Consider the following 11,399-nt stretch of genomic DNA (forward strand, 5'->3'; position numbering starts at 1 on the left):
AAGGAACACCACAATGGCTATTACTAAAGACCAACTGATCGCTGACCTGGCTGAAGCAGTAGACGCACCGAAAACTACCGTGCGCGCTCTGCTGGACCAACTGAGCCAAGTTGTTGCTGATCAGCTGGAAAACGGCGGCGAAATCACTCTGCCAGGCGTTGGCAAACTGAAAGTGACCGAGCGTCCAGCCCGTACTGGCCGTAACCCTTCGACTGGCGCCGCCATCGAAATCGCTGCCAAGAAAGTTATCAAGCTGGTTGTGGCCAAAGGCCTGACCGACGCTGTTAACAAGTAAGACGCAGCAAAAAAAACCGTGCTTCGGAGCGATCCGGGCACGGTTTTTTGTTGCCTGCGGTTTAACCGTGGGTCAGTCGCGAACCCAGCGTTGGCGCCAGATCTGCTGCTCGTTCTTGGTCTGGAAAGTCCAGGCCACGAAACGGCTTTGCTTTTGGCCCTGGGACATTTCCACCACCTGGCTTTCCAGCACGCCGGCTTTTTTGAGCGCTGTCTCAATCGCGGGCAAATTCGACGCTTTTGACACCAGTGTGCTGAACCACAACACCTTGTGGGCAAAATGCGCGCTCTCAGCGATCAGTTGCGTGACAAAACGCGCTTCGCCGCCTTCACACCACAACTCCGCCGATTGCCCGCCGAAGTTCAGCACCGGCAGCTTGCGCTTGGGATCAGCTTTACCCAGGGCGCGCCATTTACGCTCGCTGCCCTTGGTGGCTTCGTCCATGGACGCGTGGAAGGGCGGGTTGCACATGGTCAGGTCAAAGCGCTCACCCGGCTCCAGCAAGCCCAGCAGGATCTGCTTGGGGTTGGGTTGCTGGCGCAGTTGGATGACCTTGCTCAGGTCATTGGACTGCACGATAGCCTTGGCGGCGGCCACAGCGATAGGATCGACCTCGGAACCGAGGAAATTCCAGCGATATTCCATATAGCCAATCAGCGGGTAGACGCAGTTGGCGCCCATGCCGATGTCCAGCACCTTGACGATAGAGCCGCGTGGAATCTTGCCGTCGTTAACGCTGGCCAGCAGGTCGGCGAGGAAGTGCACATAGTCGGCCCGCCCCGGCACTGGCGGGCAGAGGTAATCCTGCGGGATATCCCAATGCTGGATGCCATAGAACGATTTAAGCAGTGCCCGGTTAAACACCCGCACCGCGTCCGGGCTGGCGAAGTCGATACTCTCTTTGCCATAAGGGTTGATGATTACGAATTTCGCCAGTTCCGGCGTGGTCTTGATCAGCGCCGGGAAGTCGTAACGGCCTGTGTGGCGGTTGCGCGGGTGCAAGGTAGCCTCTTTGCGCGGCGCGACGGGCTTGGCCGGGGCTGCGGTTTTAGGCTTCTTGCGCGGTGGTTTGGGTGTGCTGGGGGCGGTCATGTTGATTCTGGTGTGGGCTCAAAGTGGTGGGTATTGTCACACATTCCTGACTGAAAACAGGAATATCTAGCTTTGGGAGAGTAACCAGAATGCGCGTAAAAACGGAATTATAACGTGAAGAGTTATTCTTTAATGGTTAGCTGACCTGTTATTTCTGACAGTAGATTATTGATTTTTCAGTGTGTTAATTTTTTATTGAAAAACACAGGTTGTGTCTCAATCTACTTAAGGTAATACACAATGAATAAGCACTTTTCTGTCATTTTAGTTGGGTCGATCTTGCTGGCGATGAATGCGTGGGCGGCTGAGGAGTCTCCTTCGGAGAATACGATGAATGGTAAAGCCGCCGGGACTATTATTGTAGAGTCAGCAGGCGCGTCTGCGTTTCGGGTCAGTGATGGCGACTTTGCCGATCCGCTCACTATTGGAGTGGCTGGGGCTTCACTCAGAGAAGGTAAAAACCTCTTTATTGAAAATAATGGTTCAAAGGCGACTAATATTAGCGTCCAGAATACGACCCTTTCTTCTCCGCTGAATCTTCCAGCGGGATCAAATGTCCAGTTTACTGTTACTTCGGGCAAATGGGTTTCTAAGGGGGTCAGGACGAATGGGAAAGTGGGTGATCCGGGTACGGGCCAGGTAAATGTTCCGCCTGTATCGCAATAAGCCCGCCCTCAACCTGCTGCTCGCTCGTGGCAAGTTGATAGTTGCCATATTGATCAAAAAGCGCCCATAAAAAAGAGACCTGAGAAGGTCTCTTTTTTACATGGTTTCCAGCTTACAGACTGGAGATCCACACATGTGCTCGGCCAGCTTACCCAACGCCCGCTCAGCCTCGGCCAACTTGGCGGGTTCCTTCTCGATCACTTCAGCCGGCGCATTGTCCAAAAACGCCGAGTTGGACAGCTTGCCGTCCACTTGCTGCACGGCCAAGCTCGTACAAAGAGCATGGCAAAGACATAGTGATCGGCAGTGTGCTACGCGGGTTTGAGTATGCGAAAGCGCAAGTCAGAGCCAAGGTTGAGCATCCGTTTCGGGTGATCAAGCGCCAGTTTGGCTATACGAAAGTGCGCTTTCGTGGTCTGACGAAAAGCAGTGCTCAGCAGACGACGTTGTTCGCCTTGTCGAACTTGTGGATGGTGCGAAAACGATTGTTGAATACTGGAGAGGTGCGCCTGTAATGCGGGCTAATCGCCCTGAAACAGCGCGACTTAGAGGAAAATCATGAATTAAGAAGTGGAAAGGTCTAATGATTCGACCGAATCAGCGCTTTTTGAACCTCACGCAAAGAGGGGATCAAAAAACGGTGGGTACTTCAGACCTTCCTTAGGGGGTGCACTTTCAACTTGGTGGCGGCGTGTATCAGGCCGATGCCGGCTCCCGAGTGCATCGGGAGCGCGGTGTTAGCGAGATCTCCATCGTGAGTAGGAGATGTTCCTTGGTTAAACTCGATTAGCCAATGAGGCGTCCATGTCCAGTACGAACATGCGCCATTTTGAATGTCTTATTCTTTTGATTTCTGCGACGCCAACGAAATCCCGAATAGGACCCCGGCAAAACGAGCCGTATATTTTTTTGTAGTTCTGCGCTTGAAGTGACGTGATCAATTCGCTGAGCGGTATCTGACCCTTTGGGCGAATAATATCGATATTATGGGCCGCTGCTAATTGTTTCATTACTTTGTCCAGGTCTTGCGGCGTTTTGAGAATATTGTTGGTTACCATGTCTTTAGGCTTGAACTCGGTCAAGATATAGTCGGGTGCTAATTTGGGGTTAAGTGAATTGTGTGCTTTGCTTATATAGTTTCCATTCAGCCTTCCCGAAAGATGCTGTAGCAATCGGCTATCATCTGTCGCAATTGACGCGCCTTTAGGTGCTAAAAAATGAAGGTCCACTCCTGATGGAAGAGCGAATCGGAACTTCTCGGCACGCGACGCTCCGTGGCTGTAAATATACGCTTTAGTAGCGTTCGGACCTCCGCTGTAAAGCTCATATGAAGCGGGTCCATTGTGAAAACCAAGACTCCGTGTCTTAACGGTCAGCGTTTCAACGCCCATCTGGCCTTTGGCTATGCTGCTGTGTTGATACGCGAGACTGGTTTCCCTGGCTGCCCCCTTTGCCCCTGCTCTTGCAGCGCGCAAAGCTAGCCCGGCGCCTGCGCCTGCTTCGAGCAGACCGGTCCCGAGTGCAGCCCAACCTAATGCTTCTGAGAGGTCAGGGTCACTTTCTCGTAGTGCCGCAGAGGCGATACCAAAGCCCGCGGACACAGTAGCTAAACCTACCGCTGCTACCGTCCACCCTATTGAAGCACCGCCGGTAAAGGGTGCCAGTGCGATACCGATTACGCCGATCCCCACAGCGGCTACAACCGGGTTTTCGATCGCTGGCGCGTGGGTAATGACAGAGTATTGGTTCAAGACCTCCGCGAACCCAGAGGGGTCACTTTTATTGACCGGGTCGTTGCTGCAATACCGATATCGATTTGATCCACCTGCACCAAACGGACTGATAGGGTCAGGAGCGTCAAAGCTTTGTTTCGCGGGATTGTAGACTCTCGCTCCGTTCCCCAGAGGATAATTACCGGTAACGCTGTCCATGGGGTGGCCGTTAAACCCAACCCACGAGCGCTGATCGATGGTATGAGGGCGATAGCCGTATGGCGTGTAAACAAAGTATGAAATTGAATTGGTAGACAGGTCGTAACTGGCAATCACCGAGCCTTTGATGTCTTTTACCTCGAAACTGCGGCTTGTTGTTGGCATGTTGCTGTCTTGGTTGATACTCTGCTGCAGCAATAAGCAGGAAGTGCTCTGGTTCATCAAAATAGAAGTGCGGTAGCTAAAAACTCCATTGCTGCTAAATACACCTTTCCGAGCGTATTGGAAGTCATCTTTATAATAGTACTGGTCGTAGTGGTTCGTACCTGAGCACCCAGCGAGTCGGCCAATGTTGTCGTAATGGTAGTCGAAACGTTGTTGTGCGTCACTGTGAACGGTTAATTGACCCTGGATATTGTAAGTGAGTGGGAAGCCGTCTTTGTTTATAAGATAACCAAGGCTGTCATATTTATAAGAATGAGTTTGTTGAGTCTTACCTCTCTGAAGTGTAGTGGATTGAGGTTGGCAGGGGTCTGCAGCCCCAAATGTGTATTTATCGATAAACGTACTGCCATTGCTTGTCACGGTACATTGAATCAGGTTGCCGGCCATGTCGTATATAAAATCCTGTCGGTCAATCACATAGCGGTCAGGCGTGGAGGGTTTATGGGGGCCGCTGCACAGATAGGTTTCGAGTTGCCCTCTGAAATCGTAACGGTACTCTTCCTTGCGCAACAGTGATGCATCTTGCAGTATTTCCATTTCAGCGATTAAAGAGGTGGTATACGTTGTTTTTAATGTAAGGAGTGGAAAATCTGTGGCATTGAATTGACGTTGAATTTCTTGACCGGATGCGTTGTAAGTGTACGCAGTCGTCATGGTCTTACCATGGGTTAGATCATTCAATGTTTCGGATTCCAGTCTACCTAGCGGGCCATATATAAAGTCTACGGTCAGCGTTGCGCTGGCGCTGTTCAGTAGACGGCCTTGGGTGTCGTAAGTGTATTGAGTGCTGTTACCGAACGCATCAGTTGATCGCAGTAAGAGGCCTTGAATGGAGTATTCGTATCTTGCTTGAGAGGTAGTTGAATCACTACCTCGGTAAATGCCTCCGGTAATGGTTTCAGTAAGGGTACGGGTTTGCGCGTCCCAAGCATTGCTCAGCTTAATGCGAGTAGATGAGGTGTTCGTTGCGCTGGGTTGAGTATCTGCTTTGCCCCAATTCCCGCTGCCGATATAGGCATAGTTCACTTTAGTGCCGCCGAGTACGGTAGCCGTCACGCGGCTCAGGCCATCTACTGTCTGGGTGCCCAGTGAAACTGTTTGGCCGCTGGATTCCAGCTTGGCAGCTGTCGCTACGGGTGCTTGGATATGGGCAGGAAAGTCATTAATCGTTGTGATACCGGCGGTTTCCACACGGCTTACGCGACCAAAAGCGTCGTAATTACGGTGAATCGCATATGCCTCGCTTGAAGTCTCGGTGGTCAGACGACCCAGGGCGTTGTAGCGATACGTCTGTGAGCTCACGAACTTACCATTGGCATGAAGATACGACTCGTGGCGTTGTTCTCCACCGGGTTCGTCGAATACCTGTATGGTGCGCCCGCCCGTTTCACTGCCTTGTGCTACCCAGGTTGAGGTCTTGCGGTTGACCGGGTCGTACGAAAAATTCTCGGTCTCACCACTCGCGGCCCACTTGATTTCTGAGAGCTGCCCCCAGCGGTCATAGCTGAAGTTACGTGTTTGCGTGGGCAATTGCGTTTTATTGGCGGTGTAGTCGAATTGTGTCGTGGACGCCTCTCGACCTTGGGCGTCGTAAGTTATTTCGTATAACTTCAGCCATGAACCATCAGTGTGTAGCCACTCGTTTCGGATGGGGCGGCCCAACGTATCAAATACGTCTCTGCTTTGTTCTCCGAACGGGCTGGTACGCGTTACTTGAGTTTCGGTGCCAGCGTCTACGTAGGTGAAAGTGGTCGTGCCTTTGAGCTCGGGCTCGCCGTCATATACGGTTTGTTGGATTATACGGCGCTGCGCGTCGTATTCATAAAGGGTCGTATTGTCTTGGGCATCAATGTGGGACTTAAGCAAGCCGGTGAGCGTTTGAATGACTTGAGTTCCGGTGACTGCAGGTGCAGTGCCCGCGGTCACATTAGTGGTTGTAGTGAGTTGATTGTTGGAAAGCCCGTAGCCGATCGCAGTACTGACTACAGAGCCCGGAACGACCTTGCCGGCGGCGTCAAGGATAGATTGCGTGCTGTTCAATAACCGCCCATGGTGAGGTGAATTAATGTCAGTATCATAAGTATTCTCTTCAAGCACCATGTTGCCGTTCGCCCATGATGAGAGCCTGCCATTGGCATCCCCAACCGGGTTATAGATTGTCAATTTTTTCGAAGGTTTGAGGGTTGGACCTTTTACCAGGGCGTCTTTGACCGGCAGCCCATCGTAACTGTAGAAGGTCCACTGCAAGTCAGTCCGTTGGCCGTTGTTCAGGGTATAGACCTTTTCGGATTCGACGTGAACCTTGAAGTAATTTGGGTCGCCAGGGCAACGAATGGCCACCGGGAGGTTGAAGGTCTGTTGACCGTTACTGGTGACGTAAGGCGAAATAACCTTTTGGCGCAGCTCACGTGTACCCCAGGTCAACCCGGCTTTACCGAACAGCTGGAATCCCCAGCCGATAGGGTTTGCGTAATCACCTATGGCCGCAATAACACTCAAAGGCGTTGTGGGAGTGTTAACTCTTTCTGTTTTGACGAGTATGTCTTCTTCCAACATTCCCCGATAATAAGTCCACTCCGTTGTTACGCCGTTTTCTGTCTTTGAAATGATGTTGCCTAAGGTGTCCATTGTGATAACGACGACTTCCTTGCGAGCGGTCAGGTCGGGGTTGGTGTAGGTCGTGCTAGTGGTGCTTTCAATACGGTCTGGGAGGGGGTCATTAGCGGCACCCGTGAGGACAGTCCCTCCGTTTTTCACGGTTCTACTTAACTCAACGGTTTTCAATAATAAGCCATCTACCCAAGTTGTTTCTTTTGTCGGTAGGCGGTTGGTCGAAAACTGATATTCAGTTTTTTTATTGCCTATCTCCGTTACTGAGGTGATTTGGTTGCCTTTTGAGGTGGTGTAAATATATTGATTGTTTTGTATGATGGTCGCGTTGTTGTCGGTAATAAGGTGGTTGGAAACTTTGCCGTTCTGATAACTAATTGCCTCCGTGAGTCCGCTGCTGTGTTTTATTTTGCTGATAGAGCCGGTGTACTCGAACGCTGTCGTGTCTATCTGGTTGCTCTGCCGTACTGTACTCAACAAGCCCTCGGTAAATTGAAAATCCATCGTGTAATTGTCGTTGGTTCCTGGCCATACATCGAAAGTGACCTTCATTTTGCTGCCGAGCATGGTGTAACCAACGGTCAATAGGGTTCCTGACTCGTCGGCTACTGACTGTAGGCGTGGGAGCCACAGGTCTATGAGTGAGTTGGTTTCTTTAATCAAATCCCATTGGAGGTAAATTTTATGCCCAGAGGGTGAACTTATTGTAGTTGGAAGATAATAGCCTTCATCTATTTGCGGGTTGGATGAGGGGGCTCGGAATTTGGTAAGACGTTCTTGTTTTCCACTTTTATGTGTGAATTTAAGTTGCTTGCTATCCCGGCTGATAACGACGTGGGGTAAGGCAATATCGCTTTTTCCGTCCCATGTCTAACTGGCTCCGTTCTCTAAGTAAATTTCGCCGAAATTGTTGCTCGGAAGTGTTGGTAGAAGGTCTTCGTAAAAATAAGCATGGTTAAATCGGATACTACAATTTTCGAGGTAGTGGGTGCCGCGGCCCGACGTGTGGTAAACCTTCAGATCCAAAGTCGGGCCCAACCCATTATTTCCAACTAATTCAGCTATCGGGATAAATGTGCAAAATGCGCCCGAAAAGGGGTCGACCCCATGAATATTCGGGCTACCTTCGTCAACGATACGTTGTTCAACAGCTGTCGAATTAGCCATCTGGAAACTCCTTAAAAAGTAGGCTGCCTCCGTGCTCAAAATGATGCACGGCAGAGAGCTTTGTTTCAGAGTAATGCCGCTTTCCAGTGGGTTGATACTGTCAATGTTCACAGTTTTTTATAACTTTTCGCGCTTAAGTGTCTCCATAGTTAGATCAGTTAGTTTTGCGCAAAAAAAAGAGACCCGAAGGTCTCTCTTTTTATTCCAGCATTGACTTACAAGCTGGCAATCCGACTGCGTTGCTCCGCCAACTTGCCCTGAGCCTGTTCAGCTTCAGCCAACTTGGCGCGCTCCTTATCGATCACCTCCGCCGGCGCCTTGTCGACGAACGCCGCGTTGGACAGCTTGCCGCCCACTCGCTGCACTTCGCCTTGCAGGCGCAGGATTTCCTTATCGAGACGGGCCAATTCCGCGCCTTTGTCGATCAGGCCGGCCATCGGCACCAGCACTTCCATCTCGCCGACCAGCGCGGTCGCGGACAGCGGTGCTTCGGCGCCGTCAGCCAATACCGTGATCGACTCCAGCTTCGCCAGCTTCTTGAGCAGCGCGTCGTTCTCGCTGAGGCGACGCTGATCTTCGCTGCTGGCGTTCTTCACAAACACTGCCAACGGCTTGCCCGGCCCGATGTTCATCTCGGCACGGATGTTACGCGTGCCCATCATCAGGGTCTTGAGCCATTCGATATCGCTTTCGGCCGCCTCATCGATGCGCGCTTCATTGGCCACCGGCCAAGGTTGCAGCATGATGGTTTTGCCTTCGATACCGGCCAGCGGCGCGATGCGCTGCCAGATCTCTTCGGTGATGAACGGCATGAACGGGTGCGCCAGGCGCAGTGCCACTTCCAGTACGCGTACCAAGGTGCGACGGGTGCCCCGTTGGCGCTCGATCGGCGAGTTTTCGTCCCACAGCACGGGCTTGGACAGTTCCAGGTACCAGTCGCAATACTGGTTCCAAATGAACTCGTACAAGGCCTGTGCGGCCAGGTCGAAACGGAACTGGTCAAGTTGGCGGGTTACTTCGGCTTCGGTGCGCTGCAACTGCGAGATGATCCAGCGATCCGCCAGGCTCAGCTCAACTGCTTCGCCGTTCTGGCCGCAGTCTTCGCCTTTATCCAGCACGTAACGCGCGGCGTTCCAGATCTTGTTGCAGAAGTTGCGATAGCCTTCGACGCGGCCCATGTCGAACTTGATGTCGCGACCGGTGGACGCCAACGAGCAGAAGGTGAAACGCAGGGCGTCGGTGCCGTAGCTGGCAATGCCGTCGGCGAACTCGTCGCGGGTCTGCTTCTCGATCTTCTTCGCCAGTTTTGGCTGCATCAGGCCCGAGGTGCGCTTCTGCACCAGGGTTTCCAGGTCGATGCCGTCGATGATGTCCAGAGGGTCCAGGACGTTACCCTTGGACTTGGACATCTTCTGGCCCTGGCCATCCCGCACTAGGCCGTGTACGTACACGGTCTTGAACGGTACCTGCGGGGTGCCGTCCTCGTTCTTCACCAGGTGCATGGTCAGCATGATCATCCGGGCAACCCAGAAGAAAATGATGTCGAAGCCGGTCACCAGTACATCGGTGGAGTGGAATTTCTTCAGGAACTCGGTCTGCTGCGGCCAGCCCAGGGTGGAGAAGGTCCACAGGCCGGAGCTGAACCAGGTGTCCAGTACGTCGTTGTCCTGTTGCAGCGCAACGTCCGGGCCGAGGTTGTGCTTGGCGCGCACTTCGGCTTCGTCGCGGCCTACATAGACTTTGCCCGACTCGTCGTACCAGGCCGGAATGCGGTGGCCCCACCACAGCTGACGGCTGATGCACCAGTCCTGGATGTCGCGCATCCACGAGAAGTACATGTTTTCGTACTGTTTGGGCACGAACTGAATGCGGCCGTCTTCCACGGCAGCAATCGCAGGCTCGGCCAATGGTTTGGTGGACACGTACCACTGGTCGGTCAGCCACGGCTCGATGATGGTGCCGGAACGGTCGCCCTTCGGCACTTTGAGGCCGTGGTCGTCAACGCTCACCAGCAAGCCGGCAGCGTCAAAGGCGGCCACGATCTGCTTGCGCGCTTCGAAACGGTCGAGGCCGGCGTATTCGGCCGGGATCTTGCCGTCGATGCTGTCGTTCAGCGTGCCGTCCAGATTGAACACCTGACAGGCCGGCAATACGGCGGCGTTTTTGTCGAAGATGTTCAACAGCGGCAGGTTGTGGCGCTTGCCGACTTCGTAGTCGTTGAAATCGTGGGCCGGGGTGATTTTCACGCAGCCGGTGCCGAATTCAGGGTCACAGTAGTCGTCTGCGATGATCGGGATACGGCGACCCACCAACGGCAGCTCGACGAACTTGCCGATCAGCGCCTGGTAGCGCTCGTCGTTCGGGTTAACTGCGATGGCGGCGTCGCCGAGCATGGTTTCCGGACGGGTGGTGGCGACGATCAGGTAGTCGTTGCCTTCAGCGGTCTTGGCGCCATCGGCCAGCGGGTACTTGAGGTTCCACAGGAAACCTTTCTCGTCGTGGTTTTCCACTTCGAGGTCGGAAATCGCCGTGTGCAACTTGGTGTCCCAGTTGACCAGGCGCTTGCCACGGTAGATCAGGCCGTCTTCGTGCAGGCGTACGAAGGCTTCTTTCACGGATTCCGACAGGCCGTCGTCCATGGTGAAGCGCTCGCGGCTCCAGTCGACGGACGAACCCAGGCGACGGATCTGACGGCTGATATTGCCGCCGGACTGGTCTTTCCATTCCCAGATCTTTTCCAGGAATTTCTCGCGACCCAGGTCGTGACGGTTCTGGCCGGTGGCCTCGAGTTGGCGTTCCACCAGCATCTGCGTGGCGATACCGGCGTGGTCGGTGCCCGGTTGCCACAGGGTGCTGCGGCCCTGCATGCGGCGGAAACGGATCAACGCATCCATGATCGCATTGTTGAAGCCATGGCCCATGTGCAGGCTGCCAGTGACGTTCGGTGGCGGAATCATGATGGTGTAGGACTCGCCCGCGCCTTGCGGGGCGAAATAGTTCTCGGACTCCCAGGTGTTGTACCAGGAAGTTTCAATGGCGTGCGGCTGGTAGGTCTTATCCATGCGCGGCGGGACCCTATTGGCATTTATTCAGGAAAAGCCGGGAAGTATAGCGGGGATGAGCCAGCGCGCGTAGGGCGAGGTGATGGGCGATGTAAAAAACTGCATCACCCGGTTGAACTCGATGTGGTTTACACAGGCTGGCACTCTCTTTTTGAGCGAGGGTAATTGTTACGTAAGCCCATTCTGGCAATACGCTGCTGTTCAGACCGATTTAGCCCCGTGAAATGGGCGCTTGGTCGCTGGTATCGCACGCTGAGTCATTGTGCTTCGCGCGTCACCAGCTACCGTGCGACCAGACTGGTTTATGTCTTGCTCATGGTCAGGATAACTGCTGTCCAGCCAGACACCTGA

At 53.4% G+C, this 11,399-nt stretch carries 6 protein-coding genes and 2 pseudogenes; 3 read left to right on the top strand and 5 right to left on the bottom strand.

All coding sequences use genetic code 11. The features are described from left to right. Window positions 1-13 precede the first annotated feature (13 nt). The gene (locus tag A7D21_RS12860) at window positions 14-295 is read left to right on the top strand and encodes an HU family DNA-binding protein (RefSeq protein WP_003188840.1); all 282 of its coding nucleotides are present in this window, start codon (window positions 14-16) and stop codon (window positions 293-295) included. A gap of 72 nt (window positions 296-367) precedes the next feature. On the opposite strand, the gene rlmF is transcribed toward A7D21_RS12860, so the two are convergent. Continuing rightward, on the bottom strand, window positions 368-1,387 hold the full coding sequence (rlmF, locus tag A7D21_RS12865; RefSeq protein WP_069551850.1) for a 23S rRNA (adenine(1618)-N(6))-methyltransferase RlmF: 1,020 nt from the start codon (window positions 1,385-1,387) through the stop codon (window positions 368-370). Window positions 1,388-1,627: 240 nt separating this feature from the next. Here rlmF and A7D21_RS12870 point away from each other — a divergent pair, with 240 nt between their 5' ends. After that, complete coding sequence (locus tag A7D21_RS12870; protein ID WP_069551851.1) at window positions 1,628-2,053, top strand: hypothetical protein; 426 nt, start codon at window positions 1,628-1,630, stop codon at window positions 2,051-2,053. A gap of 112 nt (window positions 2,054-2,165) precedes the next feature. Here the strand turns inward: A7D21_RS12870 and A7D21_RS34320 are convergent. Continuing rightward, window positions 2,166-2,314: pseudogene (locus A7D21_RS34320) on the bottom strand (hypothetical protein); the annotation flags it as partial. Between A7D21_RS34320 and A7D21_RS12875 the strand changes: the two are divergent. Beyond that, window positions 2,305-2,568: pseudogene (locus A7D21_RS12875) on the top strand (transposase); the annotation flags it as partial. The pseudogenes A7D21_RS34320 and A7D21_RS12875 overlap by 10 nt on opposite strands. Window positions 2,569-2,829: 261 nt before the next feature. On the opposite strand, the gene A7D21_RS12880 reads toward A7D21_RS12875, so the two are convergent. From A7D21_RS12880 to A7D21_RS12890, 3 genes are all read right to left on the bottom strand, one after another. Next, entirely contained in the window at window positions 2,830-7,404 is a 4,575-nt protein-coding gene (locus tag A7D21_RS12880; RefSeq protein WP_141718220.1) for an RHS repeat-associated core domain-containing protein, read from the bottom strand. Window positions 7,405-7,689: 285 nt separating this feature from the next. Next, complete coding sequence (locus A7D21_RS12885) at window positions 7,690-7,986, bottom strand: hypothetical protein (RefSeq protein ID WP_141718221.1); 297 nt, start codon at window positions 7,984-7,986, stop codon at window positions 7,690-7,692. A gap of 215 nt (window positions 7,987-8,201) precedes the next feature. After that, complete coding sequence (locus A7D21_RS12890; RefSeq protein ID WP_069551854.1) at window positions 8,202-11,048, bottom strand: valine--tRNA ligase; 2,847 nt, start codon at window positions 11,046-11,048, stop codon at window positions 8,202-8,204. Between the last annotated feature and the right edge of the window lie 351 nt (window positions 11,049-11,399).

It is taken from the genome of Pseudomonas sp. AP19, assembly GCF_001728855.1.
GTDB lineage: Bacteria > Pseudomonadota > Gammaproteobacteria > Pseudomonadales > Pseudomonadaceae > Aquipseudomonas > Aquipseudomonas fluorescens.

Excerpts from the sequence above, each read along its gene's own strand:
- A7D21_RS12890 (WP_069551854.1), bottom strand. The coding sequence starts at position 11,048 with ATGGATAAGACCTACCAGCCGCACGCCATTGAAACTTCCTGGTACAAC.
- A7D21_RS12860 (WP_003188840.1), top strand. The coding sequence starts at position 14 with ATGGCTATTACTAAAGACCAACTGATCGCTGACCTGGCTGAAGCAGTA.
- A7D21_RS12885 (WP_141718221.1), bottom strand. The coding sequence starts at position 7,986 with ATGGCTAATTCGACAGCTGTTGAACAACGTATCGTTGACGAAGGTAGC.
- A7D21_RS12870 (WP_069551851.1), top strand. The coding sequence starts at position 1,628 with ATGAATAAGCACTTTTCTGTCATTTTAGTTGGGTCGATCTTGCTGGCG.
- rlmF (WP_069551850.1), bottom strand. The coding sequence starts at position 1,387 with ATGACCGCCCCCAGCACACCCAAACCACCGCGCAAGAAGCCTAAAACC.